We start from the raw sequence: 21,931 nt of genomic DNA, 5'->3' as shown, positions 1-21,931 counted from the left end.
CACTTATCCAGTAAAGGTAACCAAAATGGAAAATAATAGCCGTACAATGCCCCATATAAGGCGGACAACTCATATTATGATGTTTGCTCACCGTAACAGCTTCGACTTTCATTTCTTTAATGCCCGTTAGTCTTTCGACTAAGGGCACTCCAGCATACAGGTCTTCCTGACCCCTTGCATTGCAGGCTAACGCCTGTATCTCGTGGTGCTCACACTGCATAACCCTGTTTTACCTGTGACCGGAAAGGTTAGGGTTTATTGCATCTTCTAAAAAGCAATTTACTGATTTATTTATCAGTGGCGTCGTATTGCTTTTTTTCCGGAGCTATCAGTTTCTCATTCGAGAAATTGAGGACCTGCTATTACCTGAAAATAAAGAGATGAAAATGTCTGAATTAAAAATTGCCGTCAGTCGTTCCTGCCCTGATTGTTTTTCTACACAGCGCAGTATCGTTAATGTTGATGAAAGTAATTTCATTGATGTTGCCGCTATCGTGTTATCCATCAATGATATTGAACGAGGTAAACTCGATGAGATTGATGCGACGGGCTACGGTATTCCCGTGTTTATCGCGACACAAAATGAAGAGCGCGTTCCGGCAGAATATCTGCCGCGGATCTCGGGCGTATTCGAACATAATGAAGCCCGTAACGCCTTCTATGGCCGCCAACTGGAGACCGCTGCCAGCCACTATGAAACGCAACTGCGCCCGCCGTTCTTCCGGGCGCTGGTGGATTACGTAAACCAGGGCAACAGCGCATTTGACTGTCCGGGGCATCAGGGCGGTGAATTCTTCCGCCGTCACCCCGCAGGGAACCAGTTTGTTGAGTACTTTGGCGAAACGCTTTTCCGCTCTGATTTGTGTAACGCCGACGTGGCGATGGGCGATCTGCTTATCCATGAAGGCGCGCCGTGCATCGCGCAACAACACGCCGCGAAAGTGTTCAACGCCGATAAAACCTACTTTGTGCTGAACGGCACCTCATCGTCAAACAAAGTGGTACTTAACGCGCTGCTGACCCCAGGCGATCTGGTGCTGTTCGATCGTAATAACCACAAATCGAACCACCACGGCGCGCTGTTGCAGGCGGGCGCGACGCCGGTTTATCTGGAAACCGCACGCAACCCGTACGGCTTCATCGGCGGGATCGACGCCCACTGCTTTGAAGAAGACTATCTGCGTGAACTGGTCAGCGAAGTGGCGCCGCAACGCGCGCAAGACGCCCGTCCGTTCCGCCTGGCAGTGATCCAGTTAGGCACCTACGACGGCACCATCTATAACGCCCGTCAGGTAGTGGATAAGATTGGTCATCTGTGCGACTACATCCTGTTTGACTCCGCATGGGTCGGCTACGAGCAGTTTATCCCGATGATGGCCGATTGCTCGCCGTTGCTGCTGGATCTGAACGAGAACGATCCGGGAATCCTGGTCACGCAGTCTGTTCACAAACAGCAGGCCGGTTTCTCCCAGACCTCGCAGATCCACAAGAAAGACAGCCATATCAAAGGTCAGTCTCGCTATGTGCCGCATAAACGTATGAATAACGCGTTCATGATGCACGCCTCCACCAGCCCGTTCTACCCGCTGTTCGCCGCCCTGGACATCAACGCCAAAATGCACGAAGGCGTCGGTGGCCGTAACATGTGGATGGACTGCGTGGCGAATGGCATCAATGCTCGTAAGCTGATCCTTGATAACTGCCATCACATCCGTCCGTTTGTGCCGGAACTGATCGACGGCAAACCGTGGCAGTCTTACCCCACGGCGGAGATCGCAAACGACCTGCGCTTCTTCCACTTTGTGCCGGGCGAACACTGGCATGCCTTCGAAGGCTACGCCGAACACCAGTACTTTGTTGATCCGTGCAAACTGCTGCTCACGACGCCGGGCATCAATGCGCGCAACGGCGAATACGACACCTTCGGCGTTCCGGCGACCATCCTTGCCAACTTCCTGCGTGAAAACGGCGTGGTGCCGGAAAAATGCGATCTCAACTCGATCCTGTTCCTGCTGACGCCAGCGGAAGACATGGCGAAATTGCAGCAACTCGTCGCCCTGCTGGTGCGCTTTGAGAAACTGCTGGAAGCCGATGCGCCGCTGGCTGACGTTCTGCCGTCAATTTATAAGCAGCATGAAGCGCGTTATGCCGGCTACACCCTGCGTCAGCTGTGCCAGGAGATGCACGATCTGTACGCACGCCATAACGTGAAACAGCTGCAAAAAGAGATGTTCCGTAAATCCCATTTTCCACGCGTCAGCATGAACCCGCAGGACGCCAACTACGCCTATCTGCGCGGTGAAGTCGAACTGGTTCGCCTGCCGGATGCGGAAGGACGGATCGCGGCAGAAGGCGCGCTTCCGTATCCGCCAGGGGTTTTGTGCGTTGTTCCGGGTGAAATCTGGGGCGGTGCGGTGCTGCGTTATTTCAGCGCGCTGGAAGAAGGGATCAACCTGCTGCCGGGCTTTGCGCCTGAACTACAGGGCGTTTACATCGAAGAACACGACGGCCGTAAACAGGTGTGGTGCTACGTCATTAAACCGCGCGAAGCACAGAACACCCTGCTGAAAGGGGAAAAATTATGAGTAAAGCCAAATCCAATAAAATGGGCGTCGTTCAGCTCACCATCCTGACAATGGTCAATATGATGGGCTCCGGGATTATCATGCTGCCCACCAAACTTGCGGAGGTCGGCACCATCTCGATCATCTCGTGGCTGGTGACTGCCGTTGGTTCAATGGCGCTGGCATGGGCTTTCGCCAAATGCGGGATGTTTAGCCGTAAATCCGGCGGTATGGGCGGCTACGCGGAGTATGCCTTTGGTAAGTCCGGCAACTTTATGGCGAACTACACCTATGGCGTTTCGCTGCTGATTGCCAACGTCGCTATCGCCATCTCCGCCGTCGGCTACGGCACCGAGCTGTTCGGCGCCACGCTGTCACCGGTGCAGATCGGTCTGGCGACCATCGGCGTGCTGTGGCTGTGCACCGTCGCCAACTTCGGCGGCGCGCGCATTACCGGGCAAATCAGCAGTATCACCGTCTGGGGCGTGATTATTCCGGTTGTCGGTCTGTGCATCATCGGCTGGTTCTGGTTTAGCCCAACGCTGTACGCCAACTCCTGGAACCCGCATCACGTACCGTTCTTCACCGCCGTCGGTTCTTCTATTGCGATGACGCTGTGGGCCTTCCTCGGTCTGGAATCTGCCTGCGCCAACGCCGAAGTAGTGGAAAACCCGGAGCGTAACGTACCGATTGCGGTATTAGGCGGTACGCTGGGCGCGGCGGTGATTTACATCATCTCCACCAACGTGATTGCCGGGATCGTACCGAACATGGATCTGGCCAACTCCACCGCGCCGTTCGGTCTGGCGTTCGCACAGATGTTTACCCCGGAAGTCGGTAAAGTGATCATGGCGTTGATGGTGATGTCCTGCTGCGGTTCGCTGCTGGGCTGGCAGTTCACTATCGCCCAGGTCTTCAAATCCTCGGCGGATGAAGGTTATTTCCCGAAAATCTTCTCTCGCGTAACGAAAGTGGATGCGCCGGTTCAGGGGATGCTGACCATCGTGATTATCCAGAGCGGATTATCGCTGATGACCATCAGCCCATCGCTGAACAGCCAGTTCAACGTGCTGGTTAACCTGGCGGTGGTAACAAACATTATCCCGTACATTCTGTCGATGGCCGCGCTGGTGATCATTCAGAAAGTGGCAAATGTTCCGTCGTCAAAAGCCAAAACGGCGAACTTCGTGGCATTCATCGGCGCACTGTACAGCTTCTACGCGCTGTATTCATCCGGTGAAGAAGCGATGCTGTACGGCTCCATCGTGACCTTCCTCGGCTGGACGCTGTATGGACTGGTATCGCCGCGCTTTGAGCTGAAAAACAAACACGGCTAAAAAAAAGCCCGGTGGCGCTAACGCTTACCGGGCCTACGATCGTTGTTGTAGGCCGGGCAAACGCAGTACCGCCCGGCACACAAACCGCACTTACGCGTTTTTCAGCACTTCGCTGACAATCTCAACCGCTTCTTTTTCGATCTGCTTGCGGTGTTCCTCGCCGAGGAAACTTTCGCAATAAATCTTATAAGCGTCTTCCGTGCCAGAAGGCCGCGCGGCAAACCAGCCGTTGTCGGTCATCACTTTCAGGCCGCCAATCGACGCGCCGTTACCCGGCGCCGCCGTCAGACGCGCGGTGATCGGATCGCCCGCCAGCGTGCTGGCGCTCACCATTTCTGGAGAGAGCTTAGACAATGCGGCTTTCTGCGCAGACGTTGCGCTTGCCTGCAAACGGTTATAGCTCGGCGCGCCGAAGCGGGCCGCCAGCTCGTTGTAGTGCTCCTGCGGGTTCTTCCCGGTGACGGCCGTGATTTCCGCCGCCAGCAGGCACATGATGATGCCGTCTTTATCGGTAGACCACGGCGTGCCGTCGAAACGCAGGAAAGACGCCCCGGCGCTCTCTTCGCCGCCGAAGCCGAAGCTGCCGTCGAACAGACCGTCGACGAACCATTTAAAGCCGACCGGCACTTCCACCAGTTTACGCCCCAAATCGTTCACCACGCGGTCGATCATCGCAGAGGAAACCAGCGTTTTACCGACCGCCACCTCTTTGCCCCACTGCGGACGGTGCTGGAACAGATAGTTGATCGCTACCGCCAGATAGTGGTTCGGGTTCATCAGCCCTGCCGGAGTCACGATGCCGTGGCGGTCATAGTCCGGGTCGTTGGCGAACGCCAGATCGAACTTATCACGCAGCGCCAGCAGACCCGCCATCGCGCACTCGGAGGAACAGTCCATACGGATTGCACCGTCTTTGTCGAGATGCATAAAGCGGAACGTCTGGTCAACGTGATCGTTAACGATAGTCAGGTTCAGGTTGTAGTGCTTAGCAATACGCTTCCAGTATTCGATACCGGAACCGCCCAGCGGATCGACGCCCAGCGTCAGGCCCGCTTTCTGAATCGCCGCCATATCGACGATATCCGCCAGCCCTTCAACAAACGGCTGCACCAGATCCTGCTCTTTAACGTGGCCTGAGGCCATCGCCGCATCCAGAGAGATACGCTTCACGCCCTTCAGACCGTCAGCCAACAGCGCGTTGGCCCTGTCTTCCACCACTTTGGTGACGTTGGTATCCGCCGGGCCACCGTTTGGCGGGTTGTACTTAATACCGCCGTCTTCCGGTGGGTTGTGAGATGGCGTGATCACGATGCCATCAGCCAGCGGGCCGCCTTTTTTATTGTGAACCAGGATAGCGTTAGAAACGGCAGGCGTTGGCGTGAAGCCATTGTTTTCCTGCACGATGACATCAACACCGTTCGCCGCCAGCACTTCCAGTACAGAGATAAATGCCGGTTCAGACAGCGCGTGGGTATCTTTGCCCACATAACAAGGACCAGTGATACCGTTTTTTGCACGCTCTTCCGCAATCGCCTGGGCGATCGCCAGGATGTGCGGCTCGTTAAAACTATGACGACCTGCGCTACCGCGATGCCCGGACGTACCGAACTTCACGGCGTGCTCTGCATTCCCTGCTTCGGGTTTCAGTACATAGTACTGTGCCGTCAGTTGGGCGACGTTAATCAAATCACTCTGTTGCGCAGGTTGACCTGCACGGTTGTGGATTGCCATTGCCTGGTCCTTTTAATGCAAGGATTAAATTGTTCCGCAAACCTTCTCAATCAATTCCGCCGGGAATTGCATTGACTGCATGATGTGTTCAACCATGCTGCATTTACGGCCGGTGTTGGTGTTGGTAATCACCCAATACGGCGTGCCGGGCACATGTTTCGGTTTGGTTTGATTACCATTTTTCAGCAGCGTTTGTTCATCAGCCGCAAAATAGACGCGCGTACGGCCATGCAACGACTCCGTCGCTTCGGCAAACGCGCGATTATCCAGTGAGTAGAGTGTAGACAGCACCAGCATGAAGCGGTTTACCGCTTTCTTCTGCTCCGCGTACTCGTCGGAAAGCAGCAGTTCACGCATGGCGCGGACTTTATCTTTTACGGGGTTGACGGGCTTCGCTTCCACGATAGCAGGTTGCGCGATGCGAACCTCTTTCGCCGCCGGAGTGACAGGCTGTGATACGGCGGAAAACTTCAACATGCGCCGTAAAATGTCGGATGCGCTCTCGCCAATATGCTTGGTGTGGCTGGCAATATAGCTATAGAGTTCATCATCAACTTCAATCGTTTTCATCTTAATCCAGTGCGGTGTCTTATCTGAATACAAGTCGTTGGGATTACCTGCACGTAGTGTAAAGGCAAATTCCAACAGCGGATAGCGTCAAACCTGGCTGACGGAAAAACTCGGAGTAAACCGTAGTTGTTGCAGCCCTGTGGCAGAATAGTCAACATAATACCCTAACCCGACAGAGCGAAAAAAAGAACTTTGCCATGAAATTGAATATCCGAGCGCAAACTGCACAAAACCTGCACAATAATTCTCCCATCGTCCTCGTTCACGGTTTGTTTGGCAGCCTGGACAACCTCGGCGTTCTGGCGCGCGACCTGGTGACCGATCACGATATCATTCAGGTTGATATGCGCAACCACGGTCTCTCCCCTCGCGATCCGGTGATGGACTACCCGGCAATGGCGCAAGACTTACTGGATACCATTGATGCCGAAGGCATTGAGAAAGCCACCTTTATCGGCCACTCCATGGGCGGTAAAGCGGTAATGGCGCTCACCGCACTGGCGCCGGAGCGTATTGACCAGTTAGTCGCGATCGACATCGCGCCGGTCGATTACCACGTTCGCCGCCACGATGAAATCTTCGCCGCCATCAATGCCGTCACCGACGCGGGCGCCGAAACCCGTCAACAGGCCGCCACCGTTATGCGTCAACATCTGCAAGAAGAAGGCGTCATCCAGTTTCTGCTGAAATCGTTTATCGACGGCGAATGGCGCTTTAACGTACCGGTGTTGTGGGAACAGTATCCACATATTGTGGGCTGGGAGACCATTCCAGCCTGGGATCACCCGGCGTTGTTTATCCCCGGCGGCAACTCGCCTTATGTGACCGAAGCATATCGTCACGATCTGCTGGCGCAGTTCCCTCAGGCGCGAGCGCACGTCATCGCCGGAGCGGGCCACTGGGTTCACGCGGAAAAACCCGATGCGGTGCTGCGCGCCATTCGTCGCTATCTGGCAGATAAGGCCAACTGATTAAAAACTCAGCGTCCGCGCGCGATTACGTCCGCGGGCGTTGGCGTGTCTGCCTTGCTGATGTATGATGGCGCGCTATCCATCCGGGCAGACGCCTGGCTGATTGTTTCCCCGAAGTCACCAAAATCATGGCCAAAGAACAAACGGACCGTACGACATTAGATCTGTTCGCACACGAGCGTCGCCCGGGACGACCCAAAACCAATCCGCTTTCGCGTGATGAACAGCTGCGCATTAATAAGCGTAACCAGCTAAAACGCGACAAAGTACGTGGCCTTAAGCGTGTCGAACTGAAACTCAACGCTGAGGCTGTCGATGCGCTGAACGAGCTGGCCGAATCCCGCAATATGAGCCGTAGCGAACTCATCGAAGAGATGCTGATGACTCAACTGGCAGCGCTGCGCGGCCAGGGCGTAGTCTGAAAAACTGCTCAATATCATAAATCATGTAGCACAGAGTGCAGTCCCGCGTGATTGCTGTTTCCGCATGCCTGACTGTTCTGCTATGATTGCCCTTATCTGCGGGCAATACGCCACCACCATTTCAATAAGTTTCAAGAGGTTATTTTACTCATGGCAATCACTGGCATCTTTTTCGGCAGCGACACCGGTAATACCGAAAATATCGCAAAAATGATTCAAAAACAGCTTGGTAAAGACGTTGCCGATGTGCATGACATTGCGAAAAGCAGCAAAGAGGACCTGGAAGGGTACGACATCCTGCTGCTGGGCATCCCGACCTGGTACTACGGTGAAGCGCAATGTGACTGGGATGACTTCTTCCCGACTCTCGAAGAGATTGATTTTAACGGTAAACTGGTGGCGCTGTTCGGCTGCGGCGACCAGGAAGATTACGCAGAATATTTCTGCGACGCGTTAGGCACCATCCGCGACATCATTGAGCCGCGCGGCGCGACCATCGTCGGCCACTGGCCAACGGCGGGCTACCATTTTGAAGCGTCCAAAGGTCTGGCTGACGACGATCACTTTGTTGGTCTGGCTATCGACGAAGACCGTCAGCCTGAACTGACCGCAGAGCGCGTTGAAAAATGGGTTAAACAGATTTCCGGCGAACTGCACCTCGACGAAATCATTAACGCCTGATTTTGTGCGGCGCAGAAAAGCATCTGCGTCGCATCAATAGATAAAACCAATTAAAATAATTGCTACAAATTTGTAACTTTCTTGCCTGACCCTGTACAATGTCCGGGTGTTATTCTGGTATTGCACAGTGTGTTTGTTGGCGATACCTCGTTTTTATTAACAATATTTGCCGGAGGCTTGCAGTTTTCATTTAGGCGTGGCAGTTCTATAATGAAACGCATGATCTCAAGTGCAATTTCTGTCACTTCTTTGTTTGAAGTGAATCGTTTAGCAACAGGACAGATTCCGCATGACTGACAACAATACCGCATTAAAGAAGGCTGGCCTGAAAGTAACGCTTCCTCGTTTAAAAATTCTGGAAGTTCTTCAGGAACCGGATAACCATCACGTCAGTGCGGAAGATTTATATAAACGTCTGATCGACATGGGTGAAGAGATTGGGCTGGCGACCGTGTACCGCGTGCTGAACCAGTTTGATGACGCCGGTATCGTAACCCGCCACAATTTTGAAGGCGGTAAATCCGTTTTTGAGCTGACCCAACAGCATCATCACGATCACCTTATTTGCCTCGATTGTGGCAAAGTGATCGAATTCAGTGATGATTCTATCGAAGCGCGCCAGCGTGAGATTGCGGCTAAGCATGGCATTCGTTTGACGAACCACAGCCTCTATCTCTACGGCCACTGCGCTGAAGGCGATTGCCGGGAAGACGAGCACGCGCACGACGCGAAGTAATGTGAACCCTCCTAAAAAGCCAACCGACCGGTTGGCTTTTTTTATGCCTTCGAGCCGGTAGCGGCCTTAAAAAACGCAAACGGGCGGAGAGCTCTCTCCGCCCACCATTAACCCGCCCTGCTTTTATTTGGCGCTATTTTTACTGCGAATTTCCTGCCAGATTTTGTCGCAATCGGCGGTCACCGCCTGATCGTTCCCCGTACGCGTAGCCTGAATGCACTGCTGGTAATCCAGCACGCGTACGCTCTCTTCTGTAGCAAACTGCTTGTGCTGGTCATCTTTCTTCAGCACGTTCAGTACGCTCTGACAGGCCTCGATTTTCTCTGGCGAACCTTGCGCCGTATTGATGCAGGCGCTGTACGCCTCTTTTAACTGACTGTCTTCTTTCGGCGCGGTTGGCTGCGCGCAGGCCACCAGTCCCGATGCCATCATGGCGATGAGTAACAGTTTTTTCATATCAGTGTCCTCAACGTTGCGGCAGACAAATCGCCTGCCGCAACGGGCATCAGAAAATAGTGAACGGAGCGATAACCATGAACTTCACGTCACGTTCATCCTGGAAGATGTTGCCGTAACCGCCGCCCCAGCTTGGGATGTTGGAGTGGTTGTCATATTCCGTGAAGTGCAGTTTAAACATGGTGCCTTTGGCACGGCCTTCCTGTAGGGTGTAGACCGCATCAAGGCTGTAAGAAGACTCTTCAATGGTACGGTTTTTGTCATAGTACGCATCCGGGGTAATCTGCCAGGTTGATGGCTTCGCGTCCCAGGCATAAACGTATGACGCCCCCACTGCCCAGCCCGGCAGGTTCCAGTTTTTCAGATCGTACATCGCACCGAAGAAGACGGCTTTTTCGCCGTTGGCGTTAAAGTCTGAGCGGTTATCCCACCAGATATCCAGACGACCGTTTGAGGATGCGTAAGTTGGCGTCATACGTTGCAGGAAGTAACCTTGTTGACCGTCCGCCTTAACCCAGGTCCCTTCCAGGCGCAAATCGACGACTTCGGCCACTTTGTAACCGAAAGTCAGCGCCTGCAACCAGGCGGTGCCGTCATAAATATCGTTTACGCTGCGATCATCAACTTTGTCGCGCGCACCATAGAACTGATAGCTGGTGGTGAACGGGTTGCCGCCCAAATCAAATTTGTAGCTGGCTTTGGCAAAATACTGGTCGACATACCCTTCTGACTGACCAAATGCCGCTTCCAGCACGAGGTCATTTTTGAAATCGTATTTAGCGCCGATAGAGTGGAGGTAATCCACTTTGGTCTTTTTATCGGCCTGATAGAATTTATCAACATCGGTGTGCCACGGCGCTTTATATTGGTTGGCCCACATATAGGAGAAACTCAGCGCGCCCGCATCACCGTAGTCAAAATTCGCTCCGGCTTCCGCGCCCTGATAAGTACCCGGCATAAAGCTCCAGTGCGGCGCTAACAGCGTCTGACCGGTCGGCTGGATATACCCCGCACGCGCCCAGGTTGGCCCGTACTTAAATTTTGCCGCGGCTTTATAAAGGCTGATCCCGCTCTTATCGCCAGAGTAATCTTCATCGTAACCTTTATTCTTTTTCGAGAAGGCGATTTCGTTGGGGTGTCCGCTGTCGCCGTTTTCCGCCATTTCTATCGCGGTAAATGCCGCGATATCCAGACCGAACATATCAGCCGCATAACCAGACTGGAAATCCAGGTTGGCGTTCCAGGTCGCGTGTGAAAGGTTGGTTTTATATTTGTCATCGTCGGTGACATCTTTACGGTCACGCTCACGCTGCCAGTAATAGATGCCGCCTGTTAACGTGGAATCGTCAATAAAGCCTTCGGCCTGAGCCTGTGGAACGACGACCAAACCTGACATTGCTGTGATACCGGCGATAGCCAGCGCCAGCGTACTACGTTTGCCACTAAACGTACGCATGTGTTAATCCTCTTTGACGTATAAAATGCTGCCGAACAAAAGCGGACAGCGAAAAATAAAAATGTAAAAGTAGCGTTGAGAAAAACCTCGCAGACTACAGTGAATAGACTATTTTTCGCGACGCGAATTATCAATCTCTTTCTGTAACGAGAATGTAAGAGTATGAGCAACCGCACATATTTCATTGCTTTCTGTTACATTTTCATCAGGCGCTAAAAAAGATGAACAAAAGTTAAAATTGTCTTGTTTTCCATGCACATGAAATCGGTTTCACATGAAATGATATTCATTCCATAAATTCACTACGCCAAAACTATTTTGTTGCGAAATTATTTTCCCGACGGCATTAATTCGCTCTGCAAACAGAGAGCGGGATGACAAAATGGAAAGGATAAAAAAACGCCGCAAAATGCGGCGTTGGAAGGTGATGTGATGCGGTGGCTTTACTCGCCCGCTTTAGCCCACGTATCGCGCAGACCTACGGTACGGTTAAACACGCGTTTATCCGCCGTTGTGTAGCGGCTGTCCAGGCAGAAGTAGCCTTCACGCTCAAACTGATACGCTTTACCCGCTACGGCGTTCTGCAACGACGGTTCCGCGTAACCCTGCTTAATTACCAGCGATTCAGGGTTGATCACGGACAGGAAGTCCTCTGCGGCGCCCGGGTTCGGCACGCTGAACAGACGATCGTACAGACGAATTTCAACCGGCAGCGCGTGTGCCGCGCTTACCCAGTGAATGACGCCCTTCACTTTACGGCCATCGGCCGGATCTTTGCTCAGGGTGTCCGCATCATAGGTACAGAAGATGGTGGTGATATTGCCTTCCGCATCCTTCTCCACGCGCTCAGCTTTCACCACATAGGCGTTACGCAGACGCACTTCTTTCCCCATCACCAGACGCTTGTACTGCTTGTTCGCTTCTTCGCGGAAGTCAGCACGATCGATCCAAATCTCACCGCTAAACGGTACTTCACGGCTGCCCATTTCCGGTTTGTTCGGATGGTTCGGCATGGTGACCATTTCGCTTTCGCCCTGCGGGTAGTTTTCGATAACCAGTTTCACCGGATCGATAACCGCCATCGCGCGCGGAGCGTTTTCATTCAGATCTTCACGAATGCAGGACTCCAGCGACGCCATCTCAATGGTGTTGTCCTGCTTGGTAACGCCGATGCGTTTGCAGAATTCACGGATGGAGGCCGCGGTATAGCCACGACGACGCAGGCCAGAAATGGTCGGCATACGCGGATCGTCCCAGCCTTCAACGTGTTTGTCCGTCACCAGCAGGTTCAGCTTACGCTTGGACATCACGGTGTATTCCAGATTCAGGCGTGAGAATTCGTACTGACGCGGGTGAACTGGGATGGTGATGTTGTCCAGCACCCAGTCGTACAGACGACGGTTGTCCTGGAATTCCAGCGTACACAGAGAGTGCGTAATGCCTTCCAGCGCATCGCTGATGCAGTGGGTAAAGTCGTACATCGGGTAGATGCACCACTTGTTGCCGGTCTGGTGGTGTTCGGCAAATTTAATGCGGTACAGCACCGGATCGCGCATCACGATAAACGGCGACGCCATATCAATTTTGGCGCGCAGGCACGCTTTACCTTCTTCAAAACCACCGGTACGCATTTTTTCAAACAGCGCCAGGTTCTCTTCCACGCTGCGATCGCGGAACGGGCTGTTTTTACCCGGCTCTTTCAGCGTACCGCGATATTCGCGGATCTGATCCGGCGTCAGCTCATCGACGTACGCCAGACCTTTGGTGATCAGCTCAACCGCATACGCATGCAGTTGATCGAAGTAATCTGAGGAGTAGCAAACGTTGCCAGCCCAGTGAAAACCTAACCACTCGACGTCGTTTTTGATCGAATCAACGTACTCGATATCTTCTTTTACCGGGTTGGTATCATCGAAACGCAGGTTGCACAGGCCCTGATAATCTTGCGCGATGCCAAAGTTCAGACAGATGGATTTCGCGTGGCCGATGTGCAGATAGCCATTCGGCTCCGGCGGAAAACGGGTGTGGATTGTGGTGTGCTTACCACTGGCCAGATCTTCATCGATGATCTGACGAATAAAGTTAGTCGGGCGGGCTTCAGCCTCACTCATCGTGGATTCCTCAAAGCGTAAACAACGTATAACGGCATATGATCTTATAAGCCGGACAGACTGACAACCTTTAGTTACTTAAAAAGTGGCTTTGAAGAAAATATGGGGGCTGATTGCTGTAAAAAAAAGCGACGGCGCTTTGCCGGATGACGGCTACGCCTTATCCGGCCTACAAACTGCGTCGAACCGTAGGCCTGATAAGCGCAGCGCCATCAGGCGCATTTGCCGGATAGCAGCTATACCTTATCCAGCCTACAGGCTGCAAAAAAAGCGGCGGAGGTTTCCCCCCGCCGCTCAGGCACAAACTCTACTCAGGAGCGATTATTTGCCTTTAATCTCATACAGTGGCGTTTGACCCGCAACCACCTGACCTTCAGCTTTAATCACCAGACCGCTGAAATCGTCGATGTTGCTGCAAACCACCGGGCTAATCATCGAGCGCGCATTGGCGTTCAGGAACTCCAGATCCATTTCCAGGATCGGCTGACCGGCAACCACTTCGGTACCCTCTTCCACCAGGCGTTTGAAGCCCTGACCGTTCAGCGCAACGGTATCGATCCCCATGTGGACAACGATTTCCGCGCCTTTTTCAGTTTCCAGGCAGAACGCATGATTGGTGTTGAAGATTTTCACAATGGTGCCTGCCGCCGGGGAAACAACGGTTTTATCCGTTGGTTTCACCGCCACGCCGTCGCCAACCGCTTTGCTGGCGAACGCTTCGTCAGGAACCTGTTCCAGCGCAACCACGTCACCCGTGACTGGAGAAACCAGCGTCGCGATGGTCACCGCATTAGGAACCGCCTGCGGTTTTGCCGCCGGCGCCGCAGTCACTGGCGCGCTGTCAGCAGACGCTGCCGCAACCGGGCCACGCGCCACCACTTTCTTCATTTCGTCGCCGATAGATTCCGCTTTCGCGCCGACGATAACCTGGATGGTCTGTTTGTTCAGTTTCACCACGCCGGACGCACCAAGACGTTTACACATCGCATCGCTCACGCGAGCCGCGTCAGCAACGGTCAGGCGCAGACGGGTGATGCAGGCATCGATCGCTTTCAGGTTATCCGTACCGCCAACCGCAGCAATGTAGTTGGTCGCCAGTTGAGTCATACCTTCTTCAGTGTTGCTGTTCGCTTCGTCAGTCACGATATCGTCGTCTTTATCTTCACGACCCGGCGTTTTCAGGTTGAACACGCGAATTACCGCACTGAACAGCAGGAAGTAGATGACGAAGAAGACCGCGCCCATCACCAGCAGCATCCAGACGTTTTTGCTGGCCGCAGGCAGGCTATACATCAACACGTAGTCAATTGCGCCTGCGGAGAAGGAGAAGCCCGCATGAATACCCAGCAGCGTCGCGATGAACAGGCTGATACCGGTCAATACTGCGTGCAGGAGGTACAGCAACGGCGCCAGGAACATGAACAGGAATTCCAGCGGCTCAGTAACACCGGTCAGGAACGCGGTGATCGCAACGGACAGCAGCATACCGCCAACCATTGGACGACGCGCTTTCGGCGCAGCGAAGTACATCGCCAGCGCCGCACCCGGCAGACCGAACATCATGATCGGGAAGAAGCCGGACATGAACATCCCCGCCGTGCCGTCACCCGCGTAGAAGCGGTTGATGTCGCCGTGGAATACCGTACCTGCCGTGTTAGTGAACTCGCCAATCTGGAACCAGGCGATGGTGTTCAGCACCTGATGCAGACCTGTCGGGATCAACAGACGGTTGATGAAACCGAAGATACCGGAACCCAGCGCACCCGCGCCGACGATCCATTCACCGCCCGAATGAATAGCGTGCTGAACCGGAGGCCAGACGTAACCGAAAATCGCCGCCAGCACCAGACAGAAGAAGCCCGTGGCGATCGGCACAAAACGTTTGCCGCCAAAGAAGCTCAGGAAATCAGGAAGTTTGATACCGGACCAACGGTTATAAACGGCGCCGCCCACCAGACCGGTAATGATACCCGCCAGGACGCCCATGTTGATTTCCGGGTTAATCGTCACCATCGCTTTGGTCAGGACGAAGTACCCGACCGCACCCGCCAGCGCTGCTGCACCCGCGCTGTCCTTAGACCAGCTGGATGCCACACCGATGGCGAAGATCAGTGCGAGGTTATCGAAGATCGCCCCGCCCACCTGCGCGATAAAGGCGACATTCAGTAAATCTGGTTGACCGAATCGCAGCAACAGTGCCGCCACTGGCAGCACTGCGATAGGGAGCTGTAACGCCCTACCCAGTCGCTGGAAAAAACCTAAAATATTCATCTTATTCCCCCTACGAGACCCCGATTAGGCTTCTGGAAGCCATTTTTTTATTGTGCGACAAATCGTTAAAGCGTGATGTTTGGCAACAACGGTATGAATTATTCATCTACGCTCAGAGTGTGTGAAAAATTAATTCGTATCGCAAATTAAACGCGTGTTTTTTGTGATTTGAATCACCAAATATCGTTATTCACCCTCCCTTATACTGGCTAACTGCGAAAACTTATTTTATCATTCAAAAAATCAACACGGATTAGCGCCTGTCCATACGAATCCAGGTTACGCTTACTAACGTACAGATGCTCAATCCGCCAATTTATTACTTTTACTTTTGAGGTGAAGAATGAGACTGATCCCCCTGACGTCCGCAGAACAGGTCGGCAAATGGGCTGCTCGCCATATCGTTAACCGTATTAACGCCTTCAAACCTACCGCCGATCGCCCGTTTGTCCTGGGCCTGCCGACCGGCGGCACGCCGCTGACGGCGTATAAAGCATTAGTCGAAATGCACAAAGCGGGCCAGGTCAGCTTTAAGCATGTGGTGACGTTCAACATGGACGAATATGTTGGCCTTCCGAAAGAACACCCGGAAAGCTACCACAGCTTCATGCACCGCAATTTCTTCGATCACGTTGATATTCCGGCAGAAAATATTAACCTGCTCAACGGTAACGCGCCGGATATCGATGCGGAATGCCGTAATTATGAAGAAAAAATCCGTTCTTACGGTAAAATTCACCTGTTTATGGGCGGCGTAGGTAACGACGGCCATATCGCGTTTAACGAACCGGCTTCTTCCCTGGCTTCCCGTACGCGTATCAAAACGCTGACCCATGACACCCGCGTGGCAAACTCCCGCTTCTTTGACGGCGACGTCAATCAGGTGCCGAAATATGCGCTGACCGTAGGCGTGGGTACGCTGCTGGACGCAGAAGAAGTGATGATCCTGGTGCTGGGCCATCAGAAAGCGCAGGCGCTACAGGCGGCTGTCGAAGGCAACGTCAACCACATGTGGACCATTAGCTGTCTGCAACTGCATCCGAAAGCGGTCGTGGTGTGCGACGAACCTTCCACTATGGAACTGAAAGTTAAGACACTGAAATATTTCAACGAGTTAGAAGCCGAAAATATTAAAGGTCTGTAATGTTATCTCCGCCCTGTACGCAGACGCAGGGCGGCATTTTTTTGAAATCGGGGGTCGGAATGTATGCTTTAACCCAGGGCCGGATTTTTACCGGTCACGAAATTCTTGATGACCATGCGATTGTTGTCGCCAATGGCCTGATTGATCGCATCTGTCCAGTGGCGGAACTGCCGCCAGAGATAGAACAACGCGCGTTGAATGGGGCCATTCTCTCCCCCGGTTTTATTGATGTGCAATTAAACGGCTGCGGCGGCGTCCAGTTCAACGATACCGCTGACGCGGTGACTGTCGAAACGCTGGAAATCATGCAGAAAGCCAATGAGAAATCAGGCTGCACCAGCTACCTGCCGACGCTGATTACCACCAGCGACGATCTGATGAAACAGGGCATTCGCGTCATGCGTGAATACCTGGCGAAATACCCGAATCAGGCATTAGGTCTTCATCTTGAAGGTCCGTGGCTGAACCTGGTCAAAAAAGGCACCCATAATCCGAGTTTTGTCCGCCAACCTGACGCTGCGCTGGTGGACTTCCTGTGCGATAATGCCGATGTGATCACCAAAGTCACGCTGGCGCCGGAAATGGTGCCGGCGGAAGTGATCGCCAAACTGACGGCGGCGGGCATTGTGGTTTCAGCCGGTCACTCCAATGCGACGTTAAAAGAGGCGAAAGCCGGTTTCCGCGCAGGGATCACCTTTGCCACCCACCTGTTCAACGCGATGCCGTATATTACGGGCCGTGAACCGGGTCTGGCGGGCGCCATTCTTGACGATGCCGATATTTATTGCGGCATCATCGCGGATGGTCTGCATGTTGATTACGTCAACATTCGTAACGCTAAACGTCTGAAAGGTGACAAACTTTGCCTGGTGACCGATGCAACCGCCCCGGCGGGTGCAAACATTGAACAGTTCATTTTTGCTGGTAAAACAATATACTACCGTAATGGACTGTGTGTGGATGAGAACGGTACGCTGAGCGGATCATCATTAACCATGATCGAAGGCGTGCGTAATCTGGTTGAACATTGCGGTATTGCGCTGGATGAAGTGCTGCGTATGGCGACGCTCTACCCTGCGCGCGCGATTGGCGTCGATAAGCAGCTCGGCAGCCTCGCGCCGGGTAAAGTTGCGAACCTGACCGCCTTCACCCACGACTTTAAAATCATCAAGACCATCGTTAATGGTAACGAGGTCGTTACTGAGTAAGAGAAAGTATGACACCAGGCGGACAAGCTCAAATAGGTAATGTTGATCTCGTAAAACAGCTTAACAGCGCGGCCGTTTACCGCCTGATTGACCAGCACGGGCCAATCTCGCGTATTCAGATTGCCGAGCAAAGCCAGCTTGCTCCCGCCAGCGTAACCAAAATTACGCGTCAACTCATTGAACGCGGGCTGATCAAAGAAGTTGATCAGCAGGCCTCCACCGGGGGCCGCCGCGCCATCTCCATCGTTACCGAAACCCGTAATTTCCATGCCATTGGCGTGCGGTTGGGTCGACATGACGCAACCATTACCCTGTTTGACCTGAGCAGTAAAGTGCTGGCTGAAGAGCACTACCCGCTGCCAGAGCGCACTCAGGAGACGCTGGAACATGCCCTGCTCAATGCCATCACCACATTCGTCGACAGTAATCAGCGTAAACTTCGCGAGTTAATCGCGATTTCTGTGATCCTGCCGGGTCTTGTCGATCCCGAAAGCGGCGTAATCCGCTATATGCCGCATATTCAGGTTGAAAACTGGGGATTAGTTGAAGCGCTGGAAAAACGTTTTCACGTAACCTGTTTTGTCGGTCACGATATCCGCAGTCTGGCACTGGCCGAGCACTATTTCGGTGCGAGCCAGGATTGCGAAGATTCCATTCTGGTGCGTGTACACCGGGGGACTGGCGCCGGGATTATCTCAAATGGCCGCATTTTTATTGGTCGCAACGGCAACGTCGGGGAGATCGGTCATATTCAGGTCGAGCCGCTGGGCGAGCGCTGTCACTGCGGCAATTTTGGCTGTCTGGAAACCATCGCCGCCAACGCGGCCATTGAACAACGCGTACAGCACTTACTCAAGCAAGGCTACCAAAGTCGCGTTACGCTGGACGACTGCACGATTAAAACCATCTGCAAGGCAGCTAATAAAGGTGACAGCTTAGCGGCAGAGGTGATTGAACACGTTGGTCGTCATCTGGGCAAAACCATCGCTATCGCTATCAACCTGTTTAATCCGCAAAAAATCGTGATTGCCGGTGAAATTACTGAAGCGGATAAAGTGCTGCTGCCGGCGATCGAAAGCTGCATCAACACACAGGCGCTGAAAGCGTTTCGCAAAAATTTGCCGGTTGTCCGTTCCACGCTGGATCACCGCTCCGCCATCGGCGCATTTGCGCTGGTGAAACGCGCCATGCTCAACGGCATTTTGTTGCAACATTTGCTGGAAAATTAATGAGCTTTTATAGTGGCGCATTATGACTAAATCCTTTGGGTAGTTCATGACCATCAAGAATGTAATTTGTGATATTGACGGCGTGCTGATGCACGACAATGTTGCCGTACCCGGTGCGGCAGAATTTCTGACGGATGTAATGGAAAAAGGTCTGCCGCTGGTGCTGCTGACCAATTACCCTTCGCAAACCGGCCAGGATCTGGCGAACCGCTTTGCTACCGCAGGGGTTAACGTACCTGACAGCGTTTTTTATACTTCCGCGATGGCCACCGCCGATTTCCTGCGTCGTCAGGAAGGCAAGAAAGCCTATGTGGTCGGTGAAGGCGCACTAATTCACGAATTGTATAAAGCAGGTTTTACCATTACCGACGTCAATCCCGATTTTGTGATTGTCGGTGAGACCCGTTCCTATAACTGGGACATGATGCATAAAGCGGCCTTCTTCGTCGCCAACGGCGCCCGTTTCATCGCCACCAACCCCGATACCCACGGTCGTGGTTTCTATCCGGCCTGCGGCGCGCTCTGTGCAGGTATTGAAAAAATCTCTGGCCGTAAGCCTTTTTACGTCGGTAAACCCAGCCCGTGGATTATCCGCGCCGCGTTAAACAAAATGCAGGCACACTCGGAAGAGACCGTTATCGTCGGCGACAATCTGCGCACCGATATTCTGGCGGGATTCCAGGCCGGTCTGGAAACCATTCTGGTGCTCTCTGGCGTCTCAACGCTCAACGATATCGACGACATGCCGTTCAGACCAAGCTGGATTTATCCTTCCGTCGCCGAAATCGACGTTATCTGAAAACGCCCCCCAGCCTGATAGCGCTGCGCTTATCAGGCCTACAATATTGTTCTGTTCGAATCGTAGGCCTGATAAAAAACATCATTTAATAAAATCGCCATAAAATTATCGATTCATCAATAAACACGCTCATTACGTAATCTTTTTTCATCATTCAACAACTGCCATTGCATTTTTTGCTTTCATCACGCCAAATCTCTTGCGAACCCTGCGGCTTTGCGGCATTTTCATAAACAAGCAAACACAAAAAAGCACCACGCAACGGGTTAATGGAGAAGGTTATGTGTTCTATTTTTGGCGTATTCGATATCAAAACAGACGCGGTTGAGCTGCGTAAAAAAGCCCTTGAGCTGTCACGTTTGATGCGCCATCGCGGCCCTGACTGGTCCGGTATTTACGCCTGCGATAACGCGATTCTGGCACACGAGCGTCTGTCTATTGTCGACGTCAACGCCGGTGCGCAGCCGCTGTACAACGAAAAGAAAACACATGTGCTGGCCGTTAACGGTGAAATTTATAACCACCAGGCATTACGCGCGGAATATGGCGACCGCTATCAGTTCCAGACCGGGTCTGACTGTGAAGTGATCCTCGCGCTGTACCAGGAAAAAGGGGTGGAATTTCTCGACGACTTACAGGGTATGTTCGCCTTTGCGCTGTACGACAGCGAACAGGATGCCTGGCTGATTGGTCGCGACCACATCGGGATCATCCCGCTTTATATGGGTCATGACGAGCACGGCAACTTTTATGTCGCCTCTGAAATGAAGGCGCTGGTGCCGGTCTGCCGCACGATTAAAGAGTTCCCGGCAGGCAGCTACCTGTGGAGCAAAGACGGTGAGATTCGTCAGTATTACCAGCGCGACTGGTTCGAGTTCGACGCAGTGAAAGACAACGAAACGGACAAAAACGTGCTGCGTCAGGCGCTGGAAGAGTCCGTCAAAAGCCACCTGATGTCAGACGTGCCATACGGCGTATTGCTCTCGGGCGGCCTGGATTCCTCTATCATTTCCGCCATCACCAAGAAATTCGCCGCACGCCGCGTGGAAGATCAGGAACGTTCGGAAGCCTGGTGGCCTCAGTTGCACTCCTTTGCTGTCGGTCTGGAAGGCTCCCCGGATCTGAAAGCCGCGCAGGAAGTGGCAAACCATCTCGGCACCGTGCATCACGAAATTCACTTCACCGTGCAGGAAGGTCTGGATGCGATTCGCGACGTGATTTACCACATCGAAACTTACGATGTCACCACCATTCGCGCCTCGACGCCGATGTATTTAATGTCGCGTAAAATCAAAGCGATGGGAATCAAAATGGTGCTGTCCGGCGAAGGTTCCGATGAAGTGTTCGGCGGCTACCTCTACTTCCATAAAGCGCCAAACGCCAAAGAACTGCACGAAGAGACCGTGCGTAAGCTACAGGCGTTGCATATGTTTGACTGCGCTCGCGCCAACAAAGCGATGTCTGCCTGGGGCGTCGAAGCCCGCGTCCCGTTCCTGGATAAGAAATTCCTCGATGTGGCGATGCGCATCAACCCGGAAGACAAAATGTGCGGCAACGGCAAAATGGAGAAACATATCCTGCGTGAATGTTTTGAATCCTACCTGCCCGCAAGCGTGGCATGGCGTCAAAAAGAGCAGTTCTCTGACGGCGTCGGCTACAGCTGGATCGACACGCTGAAAGAGGTCGCGGCGGAGCAAATTTCCGACCAGCAACTGGAAACCGCCCGCTTCCGTTTCCCGTACAACACGCCATCTTCTAAAGAAGCGTACCTGTACCGTGAAATCTTCGAAGAGCTGTTCCCGGTACCCAGCGCGGCAGAATGTGTGCCAGGCGGCCCGTCCGTCGCCTGTTCTTCTGCGAAGGCCATCGAATGGGATGAGGCGTTCAAAACGATGGACGATCCATCAGGCCGCGCCGTCGGCGTACACCAGTCCGCTTATAAATAAGTTATCGTGATAAAAAGAGTCCTGCGGGACTCTTTTTTTACGCCGTTTTTTCACCGCAAAAAACGATTAATAACCAATAATTGCCGAATATTGCGTCACGCTGTTCGCAACCTAACCAAACAGTCACATTCCGGCCATTTTCAATGAAAAAGAGGTTGACGCTTCAAGGCTCAATACGCATAATGCGCCCCGCAACGCCGATAAGGTAACGCGAAAAAAGATGGCTACGTAGCTCAGTTGGTTAGAGCACATCACTCATAATGATGGGGTCACAGGTTCGAATCCCGTCGTAGCCACCA

At 53.1% G+C, this 21,931-nt stretch carries 18 protein-coding genes and 1 tRNA gene; 13 read left to right on the top strand and 6 right to left on the bottom strand.

Annotated features, from left to right (window positions below):
• The first annotated feature begins 25 nt into the window (after positions 1 to 25).
• The 3 genes from speFL (at position 26) to potE (ending at position 3,901) form a co-directional block, all read left to right on the top strand.
• Positions 26 to 130, top strand: a complete 105-nt coding sequence (speFL, locus tag OGV83_RS06540; RefSeq protein WP_114149115.1) for a leader peptide SpeFL — start codon at positions 26 to 28, stop codon at positions 128 to 130.
• Positions 131 to 386: 256 nt separating this feature from the next.
• Positions 387 to 2,585: an ornithine decarboxylase SpeF gene (speF, locus tag OGV83_RS06535; protein ID WP_024130539.1), complete on the top strand. Its 2,199-nt coding sequence runs from the start codon at positions 387 to 389 to the stop codon at positions 2,583 to 2,585.
• Positions 2,582 to 3,901: a putrescine-ornithine antiporter gene (gene potE, locus OGV83_RS06530; protein ID WP_012133311.1), complete on the top strand. Its 1,320-nt coding sequence runs from the start codon at positions 2,582 to 2,584 to the stop codon at positions 3,899 to 3,901. The genes speF and potE overlap by 4 nt, the downstream gene beginning before the upstream one ends.
• A gap of 90 nt (positions 3,902 to 3,991) precedes the next feature.
• On the opposite strand, the gene pgm is transcribed toward potE, so the two are convergent.
• Positions 3,992 to 5,632, bottom strand: coding sequence for a phosphoglucomutase (alpha-D-glucose-1,6-bisphosphate-dependent) (pgm, locus tag OGV83_RS06525; protein ID WP_012133312.1), 1,641 nt, complete (start codon positions 5,630 to 5,632; stop codon positions 3,992 to 3,994).
• Between the two features lie 24 nt (positions 5,633 to 5,656).
• On the bottom strand, positions 5,657 to 6,202 hold the full coding sequence (gene seqA / locus OGV83_RS06520; protein WP_071259742.1) for a replication initiation negative regulator SeqA: 546 nt from the start codon (positions 6,200 to 6,202) through the stop codon (positions 5,657 to 5,659).
• 197 nt (positions 6,203 to 6,399) lie between these two features.
• Between seqA and ybfF the strand changes: the two genes are divergently transcribed.
• The 4 genes from ybfF (at position 6,400) to fur (ending at position 9,012) form a co-directional block, all read left to right on the top strand.
• Entirely contained in the window at positions 6,400 to 7,173 is a 774-nt protein-coding gene (gene ybfF / locus OGV83_RS06515; RefSeq protein ID WP_286463307.1) for an esterase, read from the top strand.
• Between the two features lie 128 nt (positions 7,174 to 7,301).
• Positions 7,302 to 7,595, top strand: a complete 294-nt coding sequence (gene ybfE, locus OGV83_RS06510; protein WP_012133315.1) for a LexA regulated protein — start codon at positions 7,302 to 7,304, stop codon at positions 7,593 to 7,595.
• Between the two features lie 150 nt (positions 7,596 to 7,745).
• A complete protein-coding gene (gene fldA / locus OGV83_RS06505) occupies positions 7,746 to 8,276 on the top strand; it encodes a flavodoxin FldA (RefSeq protein ID WP_047458152.1) in 531 nt (176 codons plus the stop codon).
• A 289-nt stretch (positions 8,277 to 8,565) separates the two neighbouring features.
• On the top strand, positions 8,566 to 9,012 hold the full coding sequence (gene fur, locus OGV83_RS06500; RefSeq protein ID WP_007373881.1) for a ferric iron uptake transcriptional regulator: 447 nt from the start codon (positions 8,566 to 8,568) through the stop codon (positions 9,010 to 9,012).
• A 123-nt stretch (positions 9,013 to 9,135) separates the two neighbouring features.
• Here the strand turns inward: fur and chiQ are convergent, their stop codons facing one another.
• The 4 genes from chiQ to nagE form a co-directional block, all read right to left on the bottom strand.
• Positions 9,136 to 9,468 (bottom strand): ChiQ/YbfN family lipoprotein, encoded by a 333-nt coding sequence (gene chiQ / locus OGV83_RS06495; protein WP_047458156.1) that lies wholly within the window; start codon positions 9,466 to 9,468, stop codon positions 9,136 to 9,138.
• Between the two features lie 49 nt (positions 9,469 to 9,517).
• On the bottom strand, positions 9,518 to 10,924 hold the full coding sequence (chiP, locus tag OGV83_RS06490; RefSeq protein ID WP_012133319.1) for a chitoporin ChiP: 1,407 nt from the start codon (positions 10,922 to 10,924) through the stop codon (positions 9,518 to 9,520).
• A 443-nt stretch (positions 10,925 to 11,367) separates the two neighbouring features.
• Positions 11,368 to 13,035 (bottom strand): glutamine--tRNA ligase, encoded by a 1,668-nt coding sequence (glnS, locus tag OGV83_RS06485; RefSeq protein WP_012133322.1) that lies wholly within the window; start codon positions 13,033 to 13,035, stop codon positions 11,368 to 11,370.
• Positions 13,036 to 13,356: 321 nt separating this feature from the next.
• On the bottom strand, positions 13,357 to 15,306 hold the full coding sequence (nagE, locus tag OGV83_RS06480; RefSeq protein WP_286463306.1) for a PTS N-acetyl glucosamine transporter subunit IIABC: 1,950 nt from the start codon (positions 15,304 to 15,306) through the stop codon (positions 13,357 to 13,359).
• Positions 15,307 to 15,649: 343 nt separating this feature from the next.
• On the opposite strand from nagE, the gene nagB reads away from it, so the two are divergent.
• From nagB to OGV83_RS06450, 6 genes are all read left to right on the top strand, one after another.
• On the top strand, positions 15,650 to 16,450 hold the full coding sequence (gene nagB, locus OGV83_RS06475; RefSeq protein ID WP_012133326.1) for a glucosamine-6-phosphate deaminase: 801 nt from the start codon (positions 15,650 to 15,652) through the stop codon (positions 16,448 to 16,450).
• A gap of 59 nt (positions 16,451 to 16,509) precedes the next feature.
• Positions 16,510 to 17,658 (top strand): N-acetylglucosamine-6-phosphate deacetylase, encoded by a 1,149-nt coding sequence (nagA, locus tag OGV83_RS06470; RefSeq protein ID WP_012133327.1) that lies wholly within the window; start codon positions 16,510 to 16,512, stop codon positions 17,656 to 17,658.
• A gap of 8 nt (positions 17,659 to 17,666) precedes the next feature.
• Positions 17,667 to 18,887, top strand: a complete 1,221-nt coding sequence (gene nagC / locus OGV83_RS06465) for a DNA-binding transcriptional regulator NagC (protein WP_012133328.1) — start codon at positions 17,667 to 17,669, stop codon at positions 18,885 to 18,887.
• A 46-nt stretch (positions 18,888 to 18,933) separates the two neighbouring features.
• Positions 18,934 to 19,686, top strand: a complete 753-nt coding sequence (gene nagD, locus OGV83_RS06460) for a ribonucleotide monophosphatase NagD (protein ID WP_012133329.1) — start codon at positions 18,934 to 18,936, stop codon at positions 19,684 to 19,686.
• A gap of 281 nt (positions 19,687 to 19,967) precedes the next feature.
• Positions 19,968 to 21,632, top strand: coding sequence for an asparagine synthase B (gene asnB, locus OGV83_RS06455; protein WP_047458165.1), 1,665 nt, complete (start codon positions 19,968 to 19,970; stop codon positions 21,630 to 21,632).
• 222 nt (positions 21,633 to 21,854) lie between these two features.
• Positions 21,855 to 21,931 (top strand) — tRNA-Met (locus OGV83_RS06450).

This window comes from Citrobacter sp. CK189, from assembly GCF_030333505.1.
Taxonomy (GTDB): domain Bacteria; phylum Pseudomonadota; class Gammaproteobacteria; order Enterobacterales; family Enterobacteriaceae; genus Citrobacter_B; species Citrobacter_B koseri.
This window is presented reverse-complemented; position numbering and strand designations above follow the sequence as displayed.